Raw genomic sequence first — 24245 nt, 5'->3', positions numbered from 1 at the left:
GACTCTCACTCGTGACTACCGTAAAGGCTCTGATACACACCCGGTTGATTCACCAGAGAGTGGTGTTGTCCAGTTTGGCTGATTTTACCGTCCTCAAAGACAAATATCCGGTCGGCTTGTTTCACCGATGATAAACGGTGAGCAACGATAATCGTGGTGCGATCTTTGAGGAAATCAGTCAACGCACCGTGTAAATTTGCTTCTGTCTTAGTATCTAAGGCTGAGGTTGCTTCATCCATGATCACTAACTTGGGATCTGATAGCACCATACGAGCTAACGCAATCCGCTGTTTTTGACCGCCAGACAGTTTTACACCGCGCTGACCGACTTGAGTGTTAAGTTGATCGTCTAACTGACGGACAAAATCATCTAATTGGGCCACTGCGAGAGCTTGCCAAATTTGCTCATCGTCAAGGTTTTGCCCCAAGGTTAAATTGTTGCGAATATTGTCATTAAATAAGCTAGGACTTTGCAGTACTGTCGCGGTGTGATCGCGAATCGTTTCAAAACCACATTCGGTGACGTCCACTTCGTTAAATAATATCTGCCCTTGCTGGAGTGGATAAAGGCCGAGTAATAAATGTATTAACGTTGATTTACCTCCGCCACTGGCGCCAACAAAAGCGACTTTTTCACCGGGCTTAATATCTAATGAAATACCGCGGATCACTTCAAGCTCTTCGTTGTATGAAAAGTGTAAATCACGAATAGAAAGGGACAAGCCAGAGGCGTCCTTAAAGGGATCTTTTGTCACAGGGTACTTAGGCTCAGTATTAAGCGCTAACACCGAATTAAGGCGTTTTAAAGAGGCTGACGCAGCAAAATAGGAATATTGCATGTTAAGTAGCTCTTGAACCGGCCCCATCATAAACCACAAGTACCCGAATACGGCGAAAATTTCGCCCACCGTTAAGTCGGTAAATAACACCATGATCATGGCCGTGGCGCGAAATATTTCAAAACCAATCAGAAAGATTAAAAAACTGGCTCTGCCTGCCGCTTCACTGCGCCAAGAGTAATCAATGGCGCTGTTGCGTAAGCCTTTAGCGCGATCGGTTATGCGATCAATATAGTGGCGCTCTTTATTGGCGGCGCGAATTTCATAAATACTGTCTAGGGTTTCAACCACCGCTTGCTGAAATAGCTCAAATGCACTGTTTTCATTACGTTTTAGGTGCTTAACCTTGCTGCCTAGCTTAGTGGAAAAATAAATAACAACGGGGTTTAATAGCAGAATAAACAAACCCAACTGCCAGTTTAGCCAAAGCAAAATAACCGCCGTGCCCAACACCGCCAACACGCTGACTAAAAATCGACTTAAGGTATCCCCAATAAACTTGTCTAAGGTTTCTACATCAGTGACAAAATGTGAACTTAAACTGCCAGAGCCAATGGTTTCATATTCACTGATGGCTATTTTGCTCATCTGCTTTACGAGCACCCGGCGCACCATAAAGGTGACATGTTTGGCTATAATGGTGAATTGACGCGATTGAAATACCGTTAATGCGACTGAAAGGGTGCGCAGAAAGATGGTTAACAGCAATACACAAACGATATACATTGCTGGCTGCTGCCAATCGGGGGGTAAAAATTGGTCCATTAGCCTAATGGCCGTACCTGGCGAATTAAGTAATACTTCATCCACCATTAACGGCATTAATAACGGCACTGGAACAGATGCAATGGTGGCCAAAATGGCAATTAGGTGGGCTATGACAATTTCTTTTTTAAACTGTTTGGCGCTATTAAAAATGCTGCGCCAGCTAAATTGCTGAGAAGAATTAAGGATCATCGTTATGCTTATACTAAAAAGAAGCACATTTTAGCGAGTGAGTTGAATCGCGCAACTTTATTCACTATTCGCTGCTTAGGTAAAAAGTGAGCTTATTAGCATTACGCAACGTACCCAGTGTTATGCTGTGTTGTTTAGTTCCGAGTTTAAGGTTGTTTTGGTCTTTGAATGGTTAAAAAAAGTTCAAGCAGTTAAAAAGTGCTTAAGATTGAATCAATTTCGGGATAATCACGTTACTAAGTTTAATTATTGTTCGATTTACGCGGCGGGATGAGATAGGGTTAGCGAACTTCAGCGCAAGCATGGTCGAACGTGAATATTTTTGTTAGCATTCACGAATACGACCGCTCTAATGTGGTTTTTGGCTAACCGCTTATATACAAACGTAGTGAGATTTAGGTTTTACATGGAAAACACTGAAAAATTGACTAACAACAAGCAAATCATTGCTTATCTCGTAGAAATGTTCCCTCTTTGCTTTATCGCCGAAGGCGAGGCAAAGCCCCTCAAAATTGGTATATTCCAAGACTTAGCTGAACGTTTAGGCGATGATGATAAAGTCAGTAAAACCCAATTGCGCTCGGCGCTACGCCAATACACATCAAGCTGGCGTTATTTGCACGGTGTTAAACCGGGTGCAAAACGTGTTGATCTTGACGGCGTAGAAGGTGATGAACTAGAAGCAGAACATATCGAGCATGCTCAAAAAGCGCTAAAAGAAAGCAAAGCGAAAGTATTCGCTGATCGCAAAGCGGCTGAAAAAGAGAAAGCAGCGAAGAACCCTGCGAAGAAAGTACCCGCTAAATCAGCTAAACCTGCCCGTACAAGTAAGCCAAAAGCAGACAAACCTGCTGAAAAGGTTACTTACGTGCCAGCAGAGATTAGCCAGCTTAAAGTGGCACAAGAAGTGAAGGTGATTGTGGGTAAAGCGCCAGTGCCTGCTACTATAGTAGATATCAATAAAGACGATGTGCAAGTGCAGTTAATGTCAGGAATGACATTGAAAGTGAAAGCCCAGCATCTGATTCTTTAATACAAGGATTACCCTATGAAGAAAGTTTTTCACTTAACGCTAATCGCTACCAGCTTGTGTGTTGCAGGTTTAAGTTTTGCCGTTCAGCCAAATATCAATGTTGAACAATTACCAAAACTTGAGCAAGAGGCACAGCATGCCACGGTGAGTAAGCGAGTAACGCAACTTTTTAGTCGCAATCACTATAAGTCGATGTTACTTGACGATGAACTTTCTTCTGAAATCTTTGACCGTTACATCAAGCAACTTGATTATAATCGTAATATTTTCCTTGAATCGGATTTAGAGCAATTTGAAAAGTTTCGCCTGCAGTTAGATGAAGATCTAAGTAAAGGCCGACTTGCGCCGACTTACGATATGTTTGCCCTTAACTTGCAACGTCGCTATGAGCGCTTTCAATTCGCTCTTACGTTGCTTGATGAAGAAATCAAATTCGATACGCCAGATGAATACGTATTTGATCGCAGTGAAGCGCCTTGGCCTAAAACCACCGCAGAACTGAACGAAATCTGGCGTCAAAAAGTTAAACATGATGCATTAAATCTTAAATTAACGGGTAAAAAATGGCCTGAAATTAAAAAGATATTAACCAAGCGTTATGACAATGCCATCAAACGTTTAACCCAAACACAAAGCGAAGATGTGTTCCAAACCGTGATGAACGCTTACGCGCGCACCATAGAACCACATACTAGCTACTTATCACCGCGTAATGCTGATCGCTTTAACATGGAAATGAACCTGTCTCTTGAAGGGATTGGCGCAGTGTTGCAGGGCGAAGAAGATTACACCGTGGTACGCAGTTTGGTCCCTGGTGGTCCGGCTGACAAAACAAAAAACCTCAATGCCGATGATAAAATTGTCGGTGTTGCTCAAGGCGATGAGAAAATGGTGGATGTGATTGGCTGGCGCCTTGATGACGTAGTTGATCTGATCAAAGGACCGAAAGGCACCACTGTAAGGCTTGAAGTGTTACCCGCCAAAGCAGGCAGTGACGCAGGCACTAAAATTGTGCCAATCGTACGTGAAAAAGTACATTTAGAAGATCGCGCAGCCAAATCAGAAGTCATCAACTTAAATAACGAAAAAATTGGTGTCATCGACATTCCAAGTTTTTATGTCAATCTAAGTCAAGACGTCGACAAAGAAATCACTAAGCTTAAAGCTGAAAAAGTGAAAGGCATCGTGATTGACCTGCGCAGTAATGGCGGCGGGGCATTAACAGAAGCCACTTTATTGACAGGTTTATTCATTGATTCCGGCCCAGTTGTGCAGGTGCGCAATAACCGTAATCGCATTGAAGTGAATGCCGATACCGACGGTAAAGTCAGTTATGACGGCCCACTCACGGTATTAGTTGATCGTTACAGCGCGTCAGCATCAGAAATATTTGCCGCGGCGCTACAAGATTATGGTCGTGCACTTATCTTAGGCGAAAATACCTTTGGTAAAGGCACAGTGCAACAACACCGCAAAGTGTCACGTATTTATGACTTCTATGAAAAGCCAATGGGTAATGTGCAATACACCATTGCAAAATTCTACCGTATAGACGGTGGCAGTACACAAAATAAAGGCGTAGTGCCAGACATCCTATTCCCAACGGCAATAGATGCTGCTGAAACAGGCGAAAGTGTCGAAGATAACGCACTTCCTTGGGATCACATTAAACCAGCCAATTATAGCCAGCTAGGTAGCTTCAGTGCTCTGTTACCTGAGCTTGATAAAGAGCATAAAGCGCGTATGCAAGCATCGCCAGAGTTTGCTTATATTTATCAAGATATTGAAGAATATAAAAAAGAGAAAGACCGAAAAACGATCAGCCTTATTGAAGCTGAGCGAGTACGTTTACGTGAAGAAAAAGAAGCGCAAGAGCTAAAGCGTGTTAACGAACGTCTTGCACGTCTAGGCAAAAAGCCTGTCACCAAATTAGATGATGTACCTGATGACATCGAGATACCGGATCCTTATTTAGATGAAGCTGCGGCTATCACATTGGATTTGGCCAAGTCTTAGTTTAAGTACAACCTCAAGTAACCTTAAAAACCCAAACCTTTGTTTGGGTTTTTTGTTATTTAAAATCTTGAGCCCTTCATGGAATGAAATTTGTTTTAAAGACAGCATATAGGAACATATTCATCACCTTTTATGACAGGGTCACTCGTTTATAAATCGAGAATTCAGGTAACTGAGTTCAGCTAATACTGCGTGAAAATGATAGCAACAATAGTTTTGCATTTGAGCTATCTATCAGTGATTGACACTGCTTTATAGAAAATAATCATGATTATTAAGTTGTGTTAATTAAATTAACAATATTTAACAAAATAGAAATGTAAAATATATCTCATTTTTATTTGAAGTGTTAATCCGGTAAAACTGCATGAAACAACGGCATATTTAACTTTCCCTCACCAATCTAATAATCTGCAGATTAAATAAAAAGCAGTTATATAAACTGGTTTTTAATTATTATCCTAGCTAATAACGCAACAAAAAACCTCCATCTAGCATGATGGATTCATCACCAAGGAATAATTATGCATTATTTATGCATCACTTCTCGATAAACTAGGCTTAATCCAGCATAAATAGCTAAAATTTGCCATTTGCTAGCTTTTTGTCAGTTGTCAGGCGTTTGTTTTTTATGATTATATTGCGGCTGCAAACACAATATTAAAAAAGAGTTATTAAAAAAATGAATACAAATACGAGTGTCACAGGAAGGTGGTCCAGCCGCTTTGCCTATATATTGGCAGCAACAGGCGCAGCGGTAGGTTTAGGTAACATTTGGAAGTTCCCGTATATCATGGGTGAAAATGGCGGCGGCGCTTTCGTTATCGTTTATTTACTTTGTATCCTCTTCATTGGTATTCCAGTGATGATGGCAGAAACGTTCATCGGTAAGCGCGGTCGTTCAACGCCAGCGAACGCAGCCGCGAAAGTGGCCCAAGAGTCTGGTCATACTACACACTGGTCTTTACTCGGTACATCCGGTGTATTGGCTGGTTTTTTGATCTTGAGTTTCTACGTGGTGATTGCTGGTTGGGCACTCGCTTATGTGTTCTTCGCCGGTGACGGGCAGTTCTCTGCAATGGCACTCGCGGCGGGTGATACAGGCACAGCCCACGCTGATGCGGTTGGCGCATTATTTGGTGGTCTGTTAAGTGACCCGTTCAAGCTTATCTTGTGCACTACCTTAATGGTTGTTGCCACAGTGCTCGTATTGGGTAAAGGTTTAAATAAGGGCTTAGAAACAGCGGTGACTGCGTTAATGCCTGCTTTATTCATCTTGCTTGCTATCGTTATGGTCTACTCGGCTATCGAAGGTAATTTTGGTGAAGCTGCTGCGTTTATGTTCGCGCCAGACTTTAGCAAATTAACCATACAAAGTGTGCTTGAAGCCCTCGGCCATGCGTTTTTCACCTTAAGCTTGTCATCTGGCATTATGATGATTTACGGCGCCTACCTACCTGAAGGCGTGTCTATTGCCCGTACCTCTATTTGGATCGCAATCTGCGATACGATTGTGGCATTGATGGCAGGTTTAGCGATTTATCCTATCGTTTTCGCCAATGGCATGGAGCCAAACGCAGGCCCTGGTTTGTTGTTCCAAACACTGCCGATTGCATTTGGTAAAATGCCAATGGGTGATCTGTTTGGTACAGTATTTTTTGTAATGATTGTTTTCGCGGCCTTTACCTCAGCCATTGCTTTGCTTGAATCGGCAACGGCATACCTAGTAGAGCGCAAAGGCATGAATCGCTGGCCTGCTGCTATCGTATCTGGTTTAGGTATTTGGGTGTTAAGTTTAGGCTCTATCTACTCATTCACTGGTGCAGAATGGACGAAAATGTCGTTGTTTGGCCATGGCGAGAACTTCTTTGATGTTATCGATTACTTAACCTCTAAAATCATGATGCCGGTAGCGGGTTTATTTACTGCCATCTTTGTTGGATGGAAAGTAAAACGCCATATTCTTGAACAAGAAATAGTGCTTAGCAGTGTCGCTTTCAACATATTTTATATTTGCTTGAAATTCATCGCACCCGTGGCAATCACTATAGTGTTTGCCCAGCTAATAGGCATCATTACCCTTTAATCAGGCGTATCTTATGCGAAAGCACTAGCACTAAAAGGGCCATTAATTGGCCCTTTTTTACTAACTGTTAAATAAAATTGACCCAATGAATAAATTTTGTCAGCCTTAAGGCAATTTCTCATTGTTAGGTAAAGTTATGGAACAGCAACCTCAAGCTAAGCATTTAAAAGATTACCAATCACCAGATTACACCATTACCACTCTCGCATTAGATTTTCAGCTTGAAGACAGTGCCACTATCGTCACTGCAAATACTCACTTTGTGCGCCAAAACCAAGCCGCCGAGCAAGTATTCTTAAACGGTGAGCACTTAACTTTACTTGACCTCAAAATTAACGGACAAGCCTACACCGACTATCAAGTCAATGAGCTTGGTATTACCTTATTGAATGTACCCGCCGAATTTGATTTAGAAATTCAAACCCAAATTGATCCTCAGGCAAATTTCTCGGGCGAAGGCTTATACAAATCGGGTGATGCCCTTTGTACGCAATGTGAAGCAGAAGGTTTTCGTCGTATTACTTACTATTTAGACCGTCCTGATGTACTGGCTAAGTTTAGTACCAAGATCACTGCAGATAAAACCAGCTACCCATTCCTACTGTCAAACGGTAATAAAGTTGCGCATGGTGAATTGGCTGACAATAAGCACTGGGTAGAATGGCAAGACCCGTTTCCTAAACCCTGTTATTTGTTTGCCCTTGTTGCGGGTGACTTTGATGTTTTAAAAGACAGCTACAAAACCGTTTCTGGTCGCAATGTGGCGTTAGAAATTTTTGTTGATAAAGGCAACCTCGATCGCGCTGATTACGCCATGGGCGCACTGAAACGCTCAATGGAATGGGACGAGCAACGTTTTGGCCTTGAATATGACTTAGACATTTATATGATTGTCGCGGTTGATTTCTTCAACATGGGCGCAATGGAAAACAAAGGCCTTAACGTATTCAACTCAAAATTTGTATTGGCTAATAGCAAAACAGCGACTGACGCCGATTACGATGGCGTTGAAGCGGTGATCGGTCATGAATATTTCCACAACTGGACAGGTAACCGTATTACCTGTCGCGATTGGTTTCAATTAAGTCTAAAAGAGGGCTTAACAGTCTTTCGCGATCAAGAATTCAGCAGTGATTTAGGCAGTCGCGTGGTTAATCGCATTAACAACGTGAAAATTATGCGTAACCATCAGTTTGCAGAAGATGCAGGCCCAATGTCACATCCTATCCGGCCAGAGTCTGTGATAGAAATGAACAACTTCTACACGGTTACGGTTTATAACAAAGGCTCGGAAGTTATCCGTATGATCCATACCTTGTTGGGCGAAGAAAAGTTCCAAGCAGGTATGAAGCTTTATGTTTCACGCTTTGATGGCCAAGCCGTCACCTGTGAGGACTTTGTTAAAGCAATGGAAGATGGCTCAGGTGTCGACTTAGGGCAGTTCCGCCGTTGGTACAGCCAGTCTGGTACGCCTTTGGTCACCGCGACGGATGAGTATGATCAAGCCAGTCAAACTTACCGTTTACATTTAACGCAGAAAACCGAAGCCACAGCGGATCAAACCGAGAAGCAACCACAACATATTCCGTTAGATATCGAATTGGTAAGTGAAGCAGGCGAAAGTATTCTTGTTGGTGGCGCAGCTAGTCAAGTTCTTAACTTTACCCAAGCAGAACAAACGTTTGAATTCACTGACGTAGCAAGCAAGCCGGTGCCTGCTTTGTTTAGAGATTTTTCAGCGCCAGTAAAATATCAATATGATTATACAGACCAACAGTTAGCGATTTTGATCAAAACGGCAACCAATGCGTTTGCTCGTTGGGATGCCGCCCATAACTTATTCAACAAGTACCTCATTACTAATGTCGCCCTTGTTCAGCAGCAACAAGCAATTGAACTGCCTGATTTTGTGATTGATGCCTATCGCAGTCTGCTACTCGATGAAACGCCTGACTTAGCACTCATTGCAGAAATCTTGGCATTCCCAAGTCAAAGCGCACTGTGGCAGTTGTTTGAACAAGTTGATGTTGATGCAATTGCGCAGGCGCGTAAAGCCATGCTCGATACCTTGGCTGGTGCGTTGTCTGATGAGTTATTGTGCCTGTATCTTACAAATCGCAGCCAATCACCATACGAGCTTACGCAGCAAGCCGTTGAAAAACGTAACTTATCAGGTATTTGTTTAAGCCTGTATGGCCGAGTGGCAACCGAGCATGCTAATGAATTGGCAAAAGCGCACTATGAGCAAAGTGATAACATGACAGATACGTTTGCCGCCCTTAGCGCGGCAAATGTTGCTCAGTTAGACTGTCTTGCTGAATTGATGGCTGATTTTGACAGCAAGTGGCGTCATGATGGGTTAGTGATGGATAAGTGGTTTGCACTAGCGGCAACCAGTCCGGCACCAGACTGTTTAGAACAAGTCAAAGCGCTAATGGAACATCCAAGCTTTAGCATCAAAAATCCTAATAGAACACGTTCATTAATTGGCAGTTTTGTATCTGCTAATACTGCGCTGTTTCACGCGATAGATGGCTCTGGTTATGCATTCTTAGGCGATGTATTACTGCAGCTTAACAAGATAAACCCACAAGTGGCTTCTCGTCTGATCACCCCGCTGATCCAATTCAAACGTCTTGACGCAACACGTCAAGCATTAATGGTCGCGCAGTTGCAGCGTCTGTTAGCTGAGCCGGAATTAGCCAAAGATCTCTACGAAAAAGTTACCCGTGGTTTAGATCAAATAAAGTAAATCATCTAGGCGATAGCTGTTAACGCAGCTATCGCATTTTTTGTGAGCAAAAAAATGCAAGAATTTCACTTTTCAATTCACGTAACCTACCAAGAGTTTGAAGCCCTCTACCGCGGCAGTGTACGCAATGTACAAGTGATCGCTGATAACGGAAAATCGATTCGCTTACCTGCTGTAAAGTTTATTCCTTGGCTGAGTCAGCTTGGTATCCGTGGTCGTTTTAAATTGACCCTAACCGCAGATAATAAGTTTGTTGCTCTGGAAAAAACTGCTTAACTTAACAAATCAAAACGATTCTTAACCGTTTTCAAACAAATTCACCACAAAACCCTATGAAGTAATATTAGTTTGGCTATTATTCATGAGTAAGTGTCTGACTATATTCATATCTTAGAGGTTTATTATGGTAAAACCCGAATCACCCAGCTCTGTTATTCTGCAAAATGTCCTTAATCTAGTTAAAAATAAACTACCAGCGGCAAAAGCCAAGCTGGCGCAAGAGTTTGTTTTACATCTTTACCAACACATTGCAGAGCATGATTTAGTCGAACGAAATGACAGCGACATGTACGGCGCTGCTATCGGTCTGTGGAACTCTCTCAACCAAAGGCAGGGCAGTGAGCCTTACATTAAAGTATATAACCCGTCTTTAGAAAAGCACGGTTGGCAATCAGCACACAGCATTATTGAAATCATCGTCGATGATATGCCTTTTTTAGTCGACTCGGTGCAGATGACGCTAAAGCGACAAAACATCACTTCACACTTAGTGCTACATCAACCGATGGGGCTGATCCGAGATAAAGATCAGCAGATCGAAAGCATTGTAGATAGCAGTAACTTACGCGATCCCGCTGGCTTAAAACTTGAGACTGTTTTTCTAATTGAGATAGATCGTCAATCGGATAACAGCTGTTTATCTCGTTTAGCTGAAGACCTACAAGCGGTACTGCGCGACGTCGAGCTTGTAGTACAAGATTGGCAACCGATGAGCCAGCAGCTTGATAAAGTGATCAAGCAGTTAAAAGAGTCGTCGTACCATGGTGATCCTGAGCATAAAGCGCAAGTGCTATCATTTTTAGCTTGGTTAGCCGAGCACAATTTAACCATGATGGGCTATCGTGAATACGCTATTGAAGCGGTCAAAGGGGATTATAAAATTAACCCCAAAATGGACACCAGCTTAGGCTTAATGCAAAAAGGTCAAGGTCAAGAAATTCACTTGTTATCGCAATTGCCGAAAACAGCACAAGAAGAAGCGGCTAGTGAAGAGCTGCTGATCTTAACTAAAACCAATGTAAAAAGCCGCGTGCATCGCCCAGCATACATAGACCATATCGGTATCAAGCAATTTAATAAACAAGGCCGGGTGATTGGCGAGCACCGTTTTATTGGCCTGTATGCGTCGTCGTTGTATAACAGCAGTGCGACACAAATACCTATGGTGCGCCATAAAGTCGAAAACATCATGGTTAAATCAGGGCTAATCAAAGGCTCTCATGCTTATAAAGCCCTGGTTAATGTGCTTGAAACCTATCCGCGTGACGAATTACTGCAAGCCAAAGAATCGGAGCTGCTCACAACGGGTACGGGCGTGCTACAAATGCAAGAGCGTGACATGACCCGGCTGTTTATTCGTAAAGACGCTTTTGGTCGCTACATGTCGTGTCTGGTATTTGTCACCAAAGACCGATTTAATACGGCGCTAAGGATCAAAACCCAAGAAATTCTGGCGCGCTATTTTAAAACCGACAGTGAAGTCGAATTTAATACCTATTTTACCGAGGGTGTTTTAGCCCGAACGCAATACCTCGTACGCGTGAGTAATAGTGAAATGCAGGTAGACGTGAAAGAAATTGAAAACAACCTCATTGAAGCGGCTCGCTCATGGGATGACAAAGTTCAATCCGCTTTATTTACCCATTTTGGTGAAGCCAAAGGTAACACCCTTGCGGGTCGATACATTCAAGGCTTCCCAAGAGCATACAAAGCCGACATGTTGGCCGGCAGCGCCCTTGCTGATATTCAAGCCCTTGAAGCGCTAAATGAGGATAATCCCCTTGGCATGCAGTTTTACCGCGCACAAGAGGAGCATTCCGACTCGCTGAATGTCAAACTTAAACTGTTTCATAAAAACAACCCCATTCATTTATCCGATGTATTGCCGATGCTTGAAAACATGGGACTGAGGGTAATTGGTGAAACGCCATATGCTGTTAAAATTAGCGATGGCTCGGTTGGCTGGATCTTAGACTTCTCCATGACTTATGCGGGCTTAGGCTCGTTGAACATGGACACCCGCCAGCAAGACTTTCAAAATGCATTTGCCCAAGTTTGGTCAGGTGAGCTGGAAGATGATGGTTTTAACCGCTTAGTGCTGGGGGCCGACTTAACCGGCAGACAAACCGTGGTATTGCGTGCTTACGCCAAATACATGCGCCAAACGGGTACTACTTTTAGCCAAAATTACATTGAAGCCGCACTTAATCGTTATCCTGAGTTATCGCGCTTAATTGTCGCGCTATTTGACGCTAAGTTTAATCCCAAGCAGAAAAAGTCCGTCAACCAAGAAAAGCTAATTGAAACCATTATGGCGCAATTAGACGACGTGGTTAATTTAGATGACGATCGGATCATTAGACACTTCCTAGAAATGATCCAAGCCACGGTGCGCACCAACTACTACCAAACCGATGGTAAGCGCAAAGCCAAGTCTTATCTATCGATGAAGATCAAGCCAAATGAAATTACCGACATGCCACGGCCACGTCCGGTATTTGAAATCTTTGTATATTCGCCAGATGTCGAAGGGGTCCACCTTCGCGGCGGTAAAGTCGCGCGAGGCGGTTTGCGCTGGTCTGATCGCCGAGAAGACTTCCGCACCGAAGTTCTGGGCTTAGTGAAAGCGCAACAAGTTAAAAATACCGTGATTGTTCCCGTGGGTGCCAAGGGCGGTTTTGTCTGTAAAAAGCTACCTGTTGACGGCGATCGCAGTGCTATTTTTGCTGAAGGGCAACGTTGTTATCGCATCTTTATTCGTGCGTTACTGGACATCACCGATAACATTATTAACGGCGAGATTGTGCCTCCTCCTGCAGTGGTGCGACTTGATGAAGACGACCCTTACTTGGTGGTTGCAGCCGATAAAGGCACCGCTACCTTCTCTGATATTGCCAACGAAATTAGCGCCGAATACAACTTCTGGCTGGGTGACGCGTTTGCTTCAGGCGGCAGCCAAGGCTACGACCATAAAAAAATGGGCATCACCGCTAAAGGTGCGTGGGAGTCTGTTAAGCGCCACTTTAAAGAAATGGATATTGACTGCCAAACCACTGACTTTACTTGTGTCGGTATTGGCGACATGGCAGGGGATGTGTTTGGTAACGGCATGCTATTGTCGAAACACATTAAGTTACAAGCCGCGTTTAACCACATGCATATCTTTATCGATCCCGAGCCAGATGCGGCGCGCACGTGGGATGAGCGTAAGCGGTTGTTTGAGCTTGCCGGATCCAGTTGGTCTGACTATAACAACAAGCTCATATCCAAAGGCGGCGGCATCTTTTTGCGCAGTGCTAAGTCCATTACTTTAACGCCTGAAATTAAAGCCATGCTAGGCACGACTCAACGTGCCATGGCGCCCAATGAGTTGATCCGCGAGTTAATAAAAATGCCCGTGGATCTATTGTGGAATGGCGGCATCGGCACCTACATCAAATCAGAAAAAGAGTCCGACGCCCAAGTGGGGGATCGTGCCAATGACGCCGTGCGCATCAATGGCAGTGAACTTAACGCTAAGGTTGTGGGTGAGGGGGGTAACCTAGGTTGTACCCAACTGGGCCGTATTGAGTTTGCCACTAAGGGTGGCCGCATTGATACCGACTTTATCGACAACGTGGGAGGGGTAGATTGTTCAGATAATGAAGTAAATATTAAAATTCTCCTCAACGGGCTGGTCAGTGATGGCGAGTTAACCTTAAAACAGCGCAATAAATTGTTGGTTGATATGACAGCTAATGTCAGCCAAATTGTGTTGCAAAATGCCTATCGTCAAGCACAGTCAATTTCTGTCACCCAAAGCCTTGGCGCAGAAAGTTTAAAAGAACAAATTCGCTTTATCCATAGTTTGGAAAAAGAGAAAAAACTCGACCGAGCACTAGAATACTTGCCCAACGAAGACGAGCTTTCAGAGCGTTTGGCCCATGACCAAGGTTTGACACGGCCAGAGCTTTCAGTGTTATTGGCCTATGGCAAAATGGTGCTCAAAGACAGCCTAAACTGCCCTGAAATTACCGATGACGGCTATTTAGCAAACAGCTTAGTGTCGGCATTCCCGCAAGTATTACAACAAAAATACGCTGCTCAAATGGGTAACCATCCACTGCGCAGTGAAATCATTGCCACCCAAATAGCCAATCAAATTGTTAACGACATGGGTCTTAACTTTGTTTCACGGCTGAAAGATGAAACCGGCGCCTCTGATGCTGAAATTGCTAAATGCTATGTGATGGCGCGAGAAATTTTCTCACTTAATCCCATTTGGCGTGAAATTGAAGCCCTTGATAACAAGGTACCCGCAGCCACCCAAGTCGCCATGATGAGTGAAACGCGTCGTACTATTCGCCGTGCTACTCGTTGGTTTTTGCGGTTACGCAATCGTAATTGGACCATCGCAGAGAATATTGAGTTTTACAAACCGGCATATGAGCAGCTGCAAGAAAACTTACTTAATGTGTTAGTAGAAGACGAAGTGGCCACCCTTAATGAGCAAAGTGATGCGCTGATTGAGCAAGGCGTACCAAAAAAATTAGCCCAGCTAATGTGTCAGCAAAAACTACTATTCTCAGCATTAGATTTAGCGCAAATTTCTGAGCAACATCAGCGCACCGTGATGGTGTGTGCGGAAATTTACTTCAGTCTCGGGGCGAAACTAGAGCTGCATTGGTTCTTGGCACAAATTAACGGCTTGGTTGTCGATAATCATTGGCAAGCACTGGCACGGGCATCATTTCGCGAAGAACTTGATTGGCAACAAAGATCCCTCGCTTCTGCGGTATTATCTGCCTGTCATGAAACTGATTTCTGCGGTAACATACTCGACGCTTGGTTGCAAAGACATGAAGGGTTACTGGCGCGCTGGTATCACATGCTAGCGGATTTCAAAACTAGCTCAACCCATGAATTTGCCAAGTTCTCGGTAGCACTGCGAGAACTTAATCTGCTTAACCTAAATTGTCTTGCCAATACGGAACAAGAATAAAGGGTTAGACTTAGGTATAGAGAGCGCCTAGCAAACTTAAAAAGGGAACATAAAGGGGCTTATGCCCCTTTATTGTGTGCGAAACAAATGTGAATACCCGCTGCGTGGTATAGCAACATGCTAAGTGCACAAGTTTGTTTAACAAATATATTGAGGTCAACATGTTATACCGTCTTGCCAGAGAGGCTTTCTTCAAATTAGATGCTGAAAAAGCCCATGATCTTGCGATAAATAATTTTAAAAGAACTCAAAATACACCACTCGAAATGGTTTATCGTCAAAACTTAAGAAAGCGTCCAGTGGAAGTAATGGGGATCACTTTTGATAACCCAGTAGGGTTGGCGGCTGGTTTAGACAAAAATGGTGAATGTATTGACGCCTTCGCTGCCATGGGATTTGGTTTTGTGGAAGTGGGCACCGTTACACCACGAGCGCAAGACGGCAACCCTAAACCGCGTTTATTCAGAATAAAAGAAGCCGAAGGCATTATTAATCGCATGGGGTTTAATAACCACGGCGTTGATCAATTAGTGCAAAATGTTAAAGCGGCAAAATACCAAGGCGTTATTGGTATTAACATTGGTAAAAACTTTGATACACCGGTTGAACAAGGTAAAGACGATTATTTAATTTGCATGGACAAAGTATATGATCACGCTTCATATATAGCGGTTAATATTTCTTCACCCAATACCCCAGGATTAAGAACGCTGCAATATGGAGAAGCGTTAGATGATCTATTAAAAGATCTAAAAGATCGTCAACTTAAATTAGCCGAAAAGTATAATAAATATGTTCCACTCACGGTTAAAATTGCACCTGATTTAAGCGTTGAAGAAATAGTTCAAATATCAGATTGCTTTATCCGCCACCAAATTGATGGGGTTATTGCTACCAATACCACGCTAGAGCGTGGCATGGTTAAAGGCATGCCTCATGCAGGTGAAGCGGGGGGATTAAGTGGTCGCCCTGTGCAAACATTAAGCACGGAAGTGATCCGTATGCTCAATAAAGAATTAAACGGGGCAATGCCAATTATTGGTGTCGGCGGAATTGATTCGGTTATTGCGGCGAAAGAAAAAATGCAAGCAGGTGCTAAATTAGTGCAAGTTTATTCTGGTTTTATTTATCATGGTCCAGGTTTAATTAAGAACATTGTTGAAAATTACTAGTGCTATTCACTGGTTTTTAAACATTATACTTGATTTATAATCATATTTATTTTATAGCTATAGCCGTTAAATAACTAACGAGTAGATTATGATTTTAAAGCCCGATGATAATTGGTTATGGAAATTTGATAAAACTCAGTCACAACTCTGTTTAGAGTTGGGCGATGAGTTGGTTTTTCAACCCTATTTGAACCGTAAAAAGATGGTGGCATTTCCTAAATCAGTGATGCCATTTACCGTTGATGATGCGGCGATATATTACCAATTGTTAGAGCAGCTTTCTGATCATGATCTACCCAGTGCGGTAAAAGTGCATTGGATATTAAATGCGATCACGGCACTCCGTTTTCATAAACCGATGATGCCGCAAAGCTGGTTTTTTAAAGTCCAAACACAATTTTATCGGCCAGAGCAGGGCGAGTTGATTGAGCTAGCATGTTTTGCACAGCAACGCGCCCGTTATTTAGTGTTAGAGTCAAATTCACAAGTCAGTTTATGTATGCTGGTGGATCCTAAACACGTGTTCAGCCAACAAAAAGCATTGCAGCAGTTTGACGTGATCAAGGTAATGAACGACCGAGTATGCCGTTTACAACAACAAACCTTCCTGATGAGCCAAGTTAGTTAAAACAAGTTAATTAAAACAAGTTAGTAAAAACCGTAAATATCCTCATACAACCCGCTAAAAAAACGCCATAATAAAGCTAATAGCAGCCACCATTAAGCTCGCATTGCATGTCTTTAATTTGGAGTGAATCATGCTCGTTGAAAAAAAACTATCCGAACTAGCAATCGGTCATTATATAGTCGACATAATCGAGCAAGCCAAGAATTATAAGATCACTCATGCCTGTTATGTCGAAACGCCGCAAACTGTCGCCACCTTGCACAGTAAAGGTGTGGTTAGTGTGATGATCGATACCAGTAAAACACGTTATCCTAAAGCGCCAGAGGATGAAGACTCCACCGAGCCAGAGGCGCCTAACAGCGGCGTAAAACTGAAGGCAGGCTTTATTCAGCGCATGACCCGCGCAACCAATATTTTTAAAGAATCGAAACAGCTACAAAAAAAAATATTTCATGATGCGCAAAGTGGCCGAGAATTAGATTTAGCGCCGGTAATTGAAGCCACCAACGAAGTTATTGATGAAATTTTTCAAAACTCAGACGCCCTTGCCAGTGTGATTAATATTCGTAAAAAAGATCAGTACCTATTAGAGCATTCGGTTTCAGTGTCAGTGTTAATTGCTATCTTCGCTAAATTCTTAAAATTAGAGCGAAAAATTATTCACCAATTGGCCATAGGCGCTTTTTTACACGACGTAGGTAAAATCATGGTGCCCGATGCTATTTTAAATAAGCCGGGCAAGCTCACCGAAAACGAATTCACCATCATGAAAACCCACGTTAATCACTCAATCCACGTGATAGAGCGCACGCCAAACATTAGTAAGCTCAGTTTAGAAGTGGCGGCATTGCACCATGAAAAGCTTAACGGCACCGGTTACCCGTATAGAGTGCGCGGCAATAATATTTCTAAATACGGCAGAATGATCGCCATTTGCGATATATTCGATGCGCTAACCGCAAATCGAGTTTACAAAGACGGTTTCGCCCACATCAAAGCATTTAATATTTTGCGCCACATGGCCAAAGACGAACACCTTGACGTTGAACTTGTCGATAGCTTTATCAAATGTATGGGGGTGTATCCTGTTGGCACCTTAGTCGAGCTGAACTCGAATCAGCTCGCGATTGTTGAAAGCAGTAACCCCAACGATCCTATTTGCCCAAAGGTCAGGCCATTCTTCAATATGCAGCAGCATGACTACAAGCCATCCAAACCAATGGACCTAAGTGAAGAAGATGACTTCATTATCAAAGGCGTGCGACCCGATGATTTTGAACTAGACATGGACCAAGTGATGGAGTTTTTAATGAAGCAGGGCTAATCAAACTAGCCCTGTTTACGCTTATTGCAGCCAAGATAAAGTTTTTTTTACGGCAAAATTTCGTTTTCAAGGATGAAAACGCAAAGCGTATAAGGACATATTTACAGCGTTTTTGCCGCAAAACATACGATTTCGCTCATCCAAGATTCGGGTTGCCTAAGACATCTCTAAGCTCTTTTGGCTGTGGCTGCAAAATGGAAAATGGCTACAACCAAAAAACTCACCAAATGGCCCTTGTTTAGCTTGCAACACCCCCGTACCACAAGCAGGGCAATGGTGGGCTTGCATCGCAATTGGCGCAGCGGGTGTAGTACTCAGCTGCTCAGTGTACACCTCGTAATCTTGCTCTAACAACTCAATCACAAAGGGGCTAGGGCGCTGCATATTCGCCAGCAAAAACACCTTATGCTTAGCGCGCGTGAGAGCCACATAAAACAAACGACGCTCTTCGGCATCATTAAAAGCTTCCGCTTTTGGCAACATAGCATCTAATAATATCGGCGTGCTCTTAGTGGCCGGAAAACCCGCCGAGCCCTGCTCTAAACCCACCACAATGACATAGTCAGCTTCCATCCCCTTACTGGCATGAATACTCATGGCTCGAATAACCAAAGGGGCAAAACTGCGCTTAAGCTGCTCTAGCGCACCAGCTTGAGGTAATAAGTGATGGTAGCGCGCCAAAATAAGTACGCTGGTATTGGCTTTATGCTGTGTTTGCTGCTGAATTTGCTCAAGCACATCATGTAATGCACTTGGGCTTGCGCTGCGCAGGGAAATGGCCGGCTCATTTACTAAGGCGTGAGTCACTAATTGCTTCTTAATTTGCGCAGGATTTTGACAAACAAAATCGCTACTCACCTGCGCAATGCTGTTATTAAAACGAAAGGTTTTATCCAGCGAGGTGATCGCGCTGTCGCCAAAATAATTGGCAAAACGCGTGGTTAAATTCACGTCTGCGCCAGTAAAGCGATATATGGCCTGCCAATCATCGCCAACACAAAACAGTGAGCCTTGCGGGTGAAGATCGCGCAGCGCCTTTAACAACCGCGCCCGCGGCTCGGAGATATCTTGAAACTCATCCACTAAAATATGTTGCCACGGCGACACAAAGCGGCCGTCATTGACATAATTAATGGCGCGGCCAATCATGTCATCAAAATCAATCTCATTGCGGCTCGCCAAATAGCTTTGATAGGCCATTAATAGAGGCTGCAACAGGTTTACTGCAGCGCGCACTTGCTCTTGATGATCATGGCCCGCCAAGCGCACGTTTAATTGTGACTGTTCCAGCCAGCAGGCTTTATAAATACTCAGCATTTGGCTTAACTGCTCAGCCAAATTATCAATCAGACCAACATGGGTGTAATGCTCAAATAAAGCCTGCTGTGATAATGGCTTGAAAATGACCCCTTGGGCGGTGAGCTGTTGCGACAAGTTATCAAAAAAGTTCTCTTTTTGCAGATCGCAGCAATAATGAGAAATCAACTTAAAGGTTTGTTGGCTAATTCGCTGCTTATCATTTAGATATTCGCGTTTATCAAGATACTCAGGTGGAGAGTCATGCTCATCCAACAACCAATTGATCAAGGTAATTTGATGCTCGGGTAAATAAATGCGCGCGGGCGACATCAAGGCTTGCTGACCGGTGTTTGGGCTGGCTTGATACTCGTATTCCACCCCTTGTTGAAACAACCAATTGGCAATCAGTAAATCACTTTGGCCAACAATGGTTTCACCTTTTAAGCTTTTAATGCCCTGCTTTTGCATAAAGCTCAAATAGTCACCCGCTTGGTCAAAATCAAACGGCGTAATCCAAGGCACACTGTGCTCGGCAAAATAATCACACACCTGCTCGCGATAACTGTCTTGCGCTAACAAGCGCTCAAATTGCTCTACTAGCCAAGCTTGTTTCGCCGCGCTGTCTTCCACAAACGGCGATAATGTGGGTTTCTCACCCTCTACTTGCGCAATGATCGCCAGCCCCAGAGAGTGAAAGGTACTGCACTTAATGATTTGCTCAGGCAAACACAGCGCTAAACGTTGATCCATTTCATCGGCGGCTTTGCGGCCAAACGCCAACAGTAAAATTTGCTCACCTTGCGCTTGCCCACTGGTAATTAAATAGCCAGCGCGGCCCACCATAGTGCTGGTTTTACCGGTGCCAGCGCCCGCTAATACCAAATTGCTGCGCTCGTTAATCACACAGGCATCTTGTTGTAGCGGCGTTAGCGGGTTGCTTTCTACGGTATTAAAGTAATGACGATACAACGCTTTTTGTTGGCTAATGAAGGTTTGCTGATGCTTAGCTAACTCAGCTTCATCCCAGCCTGCCAATACTTGTAATAGCTTAAGGGCATTATTGCCTGCCTCATCGAGTAACGCTGGCAGCATTACAAAATGGCGAATAGGTTGATTGGGATCATCGCGATCAGGCTGCGCAAGAGGCGCTAAAACACCCTGTGCTTGGCTAATGGCTGCAAGGGTTTCATGGCGGCGTAAATAACCTTGTTTGATTAAAGCGACAAAGGCTTTGCCGTGATTGATTAAATGGTCGCGGTGATAATTGGCCCAATGCTGCACACCTTGGCGAAAAACCTGACTAAACGCACGTTTAGCTAACCAAGGGATATATAACGTATCATCGCCTTGCTCAATACATAAAGTATCAAACAGCGTGCCGTTAATCAGGCTTAACGGCGCGGTGATCTGCGCCCAAGGGATCAGCTTATCCTGAATAGTTAACCCTTTATCACAAAACACCAAACGGGTGATTTTGTTGCCAAAAAAACCGCCATACCAATGGCTATCAAAAGAGAAGGGGGGCAGCAATACAGACGAATTATTCAAGGGCCAAGTCCATGGTAGTAACACAAACAAGCGGTCAGCCCTGAAAGGCTGGCCGCTTGAAAACAACTGAGGCAATGTTACTGTTAAGCGCTTGAGATGTCTTGTTTTGAATCGCGAAATGAGGCAAAAAGACTAAAATTTTCAGCCTGAAAGGGGTAACTAACTTACCCCTCGTAGCCTTATGTTTAAAACTTGGCCTAGGCGGGCAAGTCAAACACCAAAGCCTCAACGGCTTGTTTGTTGCCACTGCTAAAACGAATATTGGTTACATTATCAAGCCGCGCACCATCGCCGGGACTAAGGGGCTCATCGTTCACCATGAGCAAACCAGACAATAGCTGTACATACACCACGCGATCAGCCGGTAGCTGTAAGGTATCTTCAGATTGTGGCTCAAGTAACAAATGCAACAAACGCGCATCTTGTTTTATTTTTAAGGTGTCATCACTGCCATCAGGCGTGATCACCGCATGTAAGCCTTGGCGACGGCCAAACGCCTTTTGCTGATAACCTGGCTGGCCACCAAATTTATTCGGCTCAATCCAAATTTGCAGTAAGGTTAAGCCCTCCGTTTCTGAGGCATTATACTCACTGTGGCGAATACCACTGCCTGCCGACATTAACTGAAACTCGCCAGCTGGCAGTTCAGTCACATTGCCCATGCTGTCTTTATGAGCAATGGTGCCAGAGGTAACATAAGTAATAATTTCCATGTCGCGATGGCCATGGGTATCAAACCCTGCACCGGGCGCAATCACATCATCATTAATCACTCGCAGCGACGACACGCCCATATGGCGCGGGTCGTAATAATTCGCAAACGAAAAAGAGTAACGGGTATTAAGCCAGCCATAGTCGCCACGACCGCGGTTACTGGCTTTTCTCACTGTAATCATAATGTAACTCCTTAACCGCCCACATCGGGCGAAACGACAAAGTTATTGGGTATCGCTATTCAATAAAGCCAGTTTATCGTGTTATTAAGTGAAATAATAACGCCAAATATATGATGATATGTTCTAAAATATAGAATTAACTAGTCAGGTACTAATGGCCTCAAACGCGCACAAACCCTCGTAGGGGCAGCATTTATGCTACGAAAACCCACGTACCATAATCAAAGCAATCACCGTATTCAACACACCAGTAGGAGCAGCATTTATGCTGCGAAAAACCACGCGCCATAATCAAAGCATTCACTGTATTCAACACACCCGTAAGAGCGGTTTTTAAACCGCGAAATGGTACGCGCGGTGATTTCAACACCAAAGCAAGTTAAGCAAAATATCAGATAAAAACGTGAACTTAATGGCTAAACAAGGAATAAACAACTGTTTTAATAACATAACCTTGATATTATCGGTTCCAATTTTTTGATGGTAAATGTCGGTGTTTCGTTGTTATCCGCTTCATTTGTCAGTCTCACAGCATGGTGAACATTTTTGAATCTTCGTACCGCTTTAAGCGTGATGTCCAAATCATCACCTTACGCCGTTTCAGCAGATTGAAATTCAATGCCGTCTACTGAGCTAGTCGAGGAAAAAATATCTTAATATGACTATTAATCTTGGAGCGGATTTTGAAGAGATATTTTTAGGTTTAACTTCAACCAATATGAAAGTTACTTGCCTGAATAACGCCGTGTGGTGGTAGTGGAGTGGTAAGTCGGGAATAGACACTAAGTATAAAAATCAACCAGGAGCGGTTAGTTTAAGCCGTTATTAATGGAATCTAGTTTATGCGCTTAAAAGAAGCCCTCAGCGTTTTATCCAAGTCATCACCCTATGCTGTGTCTACAGAGCGAGACAGTAAAAATAAAAACCAACTTGATGATGTAAAGGAATATTTGTACATCAAGATGCCAATAGCTATTGATGTGGAGAAGAAAATTTCTAGTTTTTCATCCAATAAACCTGAAGTTTTGTTTTTGTGTGGTAGTAGTGGTGATGGTAAATCAGAAATACTGACTGATTGTAAGAAGCGTTTTAGTAATCGAGCTCACTTCCACTTAGATGCAACACACAGCTTCGATCCCCGTGAGAATGCAATTCAAACTTTAGATAAAGTGTTTGACGAATTTGAGTCTGGCACCATGCCACTGATCGTTGGTATTAACACCGGTATGCTAGGAAATTATGCTGAAGAGGGCTCAAACGAAAAGTTCAAAGATGTAATAAAAAATTACCTCTCAAACAATATTTCAACCGAAGATGTAACTTTTATAAATTTTGAAGATTACCCTAAATTCTTTATCGGTGAAGGGGGATATACTTCTGAGTTTGCGCAAAAACTATTACAAAAACTGACAGCAAATGATGACAATATTATTCGCCAGATTTTTGATAAAGAAAAACTAGAGCAAACCAGCCAAGCGAGTAAAAGGCTCCAAGCTAACTATGAGATTTTATGTATCCCAGAAGTACAAAAAAATATAATAGTGTTACTTTTTAAAGCCCGCCTAATTCGTGATCAATTCTTAACTGCTCGTGCATTGCTCGATTTTGTTTTTATGCTCTTAGCTGGGCCTGGTTACCTCTTCGATAATATTTTTTCAGGTGGCGATAATGAGTTGGCAAATAAAGTAATTGAATTTGATCCTGCGCATTTAAGAACAAAAAAAATTGATCGGTTTATACTAGCAAATGATCTACATCTTCCAGATCAAGAGTTTTCTGAGTTTAAAGAGTGTTTAAAAATATTAGGGGTTGAGTCGCTAGAAAGCAGTCTATCTTACTTGCGTTTATTCTATATTATTAAAGGATATGAATTTTCTAATAATTATCATAGTAAATTCGAGCATGACTTCAATGAAACTCTAATTGAGCAATACGTTACAGTCTATCAGTTGCACAGAGACTTCAATGGTAGCTTAGAACATAAAAAACAGATTAAATTATTTTATAACAATACAATCCGCAGCGCTATACGAAAATACAATAACCGCAATGCGCCAAATTTAGATAAAAATCATTATTTAATATCTGAGCTAAACGGCTTTCAGTTAGTTTCAAAGTTGGATGTTAAGGCTGATATAAAGAGTATTTCAAACTTTTCACCAAAGTCTTCTGCAAGTTTCACAGCTTTTATTAATGTTCAAGAACACTCATTAGCAATCCCAGTAAACATTAATTTATTACACTTAATGGAAAGAATTTCTGATGGTTACCGTCCTAATAAACACGATAAAAATACAGTTGTACTCTTAGATGAATTGATAGATGAAATTGCACAAGTGGCAAATAAAGTTGCAACGTTACATATTATTAAAGAAAGTAAACACTTCACTATCAAAAATGTTGATAACGAAGAGTTTGAAGTGAGTGGACTATAA

General features: G+C 42.9%; 13 protein-coding genes. 10 read left to right on the top strand and 3 right to left on the bottom strand.

The annotated features are described in order from the left end of the window. Positions 1–5: 5 nt before the first annotated feature. The gene (locus K6Y31_RS08940; protein WP_233052447.1) at positions 6–1796 is read right to left on the bottom strand and encodes an ABC transporter ATP-binding protein; all 1791 of its coding nucleotides are present in this window, start codon (positions 1794–1796) and stop codon (positions 6–8) included. A 406-nt stretch (positions 1797–2202) separates the two neighbouring features. On the opposite strand from K6Y31_RS08940, the gene proQ reads away from it, so the two are divergent. The 9 genes from proQ (at position 2203) to K6Y31_RS08895 (ending at position 18067) form a co-directional block, all read left to right on the top strand. Beyond that, a complete protein-coding gene (gene proQ / locus K6Y31_RS08935; RefSeq protein WP_233052446.1) occupies positions 2203–2829 on the top strand; it encodes an RNA chaperone ProQ in 627 nt (208 codons plus the stop codon). Positions 2830–2844: 15 nt separating this feature from the next. After that, complete coding sequence (gene prc, locus K6Y31_RS08930) at positions 2845–4845, top strand: carboxy terminal-processing peptidase (protein WP_233052445.1); 2001 nt, start codon at positions 2845–2847, stop codon at positions 4843–4845. A 682-nt stretch (positions 4846–5527) separates the two neighbouring features. Beyond that, positions 5528–6931, top strand: a complete 1404-nt coding sequence (locus tag K6Y31_RS08925) for a sodium-dependent transporter (RefSeq protein ID WP_233052444.1) — start codon at positions 5528–5530, stop codon at positions 6929–6931. A 136-nt stretch (positions 6932–7067) separates the two neighbouring features. After that, entirely contained in the window at positions 7068–9683 is a 2616-nt protein-coding gene (gene pepN / locus K6Y31_RS08920; RefSeq protein WP_233052443.1) for an aminopeptidase N, read from the top strand. A gap of 54 nt (positions 9684–9737) precedes the next feature. Beyond that, positions 9738–9959 carry a DUF2835 domain-containing protein gene (locus tag K6Y31_RS08915; protein ID WP_233052442.1) on the top strand — a complete coding sequence of 74 codons (222 nt, stop codon included), beginning with the start codon at positions 9738–9740 and terminating at the stop codon, positions 9957–9959. Positions 9960–10086: 127 nt separating this feature from the next. Then, on the top strand, positions 10087–14943 hold the full coding sequence (locus tag K6Y31_RS08910; protein ID WP_233052441.1) for an NAD-glutamate dehydrogenase: 4857 nt from the start codon (positions 10087–10089) through the stop codon (positions 14941–14943). Positions 14944–15104: 161 nt separating this feature from the next. Continuing rightward, positions 15105–16115 (top strand): quinone-dependent dihydroorotate dehydrogenase, encoded by a 1011-nt coding sequence (gene pyrD, locus K6Y31_RS08905; RefSeq protein WP_233052440.1) that lies wholly within the window; start codon positions 15105–15107, stop codon positions 16113–16115. Positions 16116–16203: 88 nt separating this feature from the next. Continuing rightward, positions 16204–16743 carry a cell division protein ZapC domain-containing protein gene (locus K6Y31_RS08900; RefSeq protein ID WP_233052439.1) on the top strand — a complete coding sequence of 180 codons (540 nt, stop codon included), beginning with the start codon at positions 16204–16206 and terminating at the stop codon, positions 16741–16743. Between the two features lie 130 nt (positions 16744–16873). Continuing rightward, positions 16874–18067, top strand: coding sequence for a cyclic di-GMP phosphodiesterase (locus K6Y31_RS08895; protein ID WP_233052438.1), 1194 nt, complete (start codon positions 16874–16876; stop codon positions 18065–18067). A 156-nt stretch (positions 18068–18223) separates the two neighbouring features. Here the strand turns inward: K6Y31_RS08895 and K6Y31_RS08890 are convergent, their stop codons facing one another. Together K6Y31_RS08890 and K6Y31_RS08885 are read right to left on the bottom strand one after the other, a co-directional pair. Then, positions 18224–20914 (bottom strand): UvrD-helicase domain-containing protein, encoded by a 2691-nt coding sequence (locus K6Y31_RS08890; RefSeq protein ID WP_233052437.1) that lies wholly within the window; start codon positions 20912–20914, stop codon positions 18224–18226. Between the two features lie 197 nt (positions 20915–21111). Then, positions 21112–21810, bottom strand: a complete 699-nt coding sequence (locus tag K6Y31_RS08885; RefSeq protein ID WP_233052436.1) for a pirin family protein — start codon at positions 21808–21810, stop codon at positions 21112–21114. Positions 21811–22652: 842 nt separating this feature from the next. On the opposite strand from K6Y31_RS08885, the gene dptF reads away from it, so the two are divergent. Beyond that, positions 22653–24245 (top strand): DNA phosphorothioation-dependent restriction protein DptF, encoded by a 1593-nt coding sequence (gene dptF / locus K6Y31_RS08880; protein ID WP_233052435.1) that lies wholly within the window; start codon positions 22653–22655, stop codon positions 24243–24245.

It is taken from the genome of Motilimonas cestriensis (assembly GCF_021295315.1).
Lineage (GTDB): Bacteria > Pseudomonadota > Gammaproteobacteria > Enterobacterales > CBDFNC01 > Motilimonas > Motilimonas cestriensis.
Note: the sequence above shows the minus strand (reverse complement) of the source record. Positions and strands in the feature narration are given on the sequence as shown.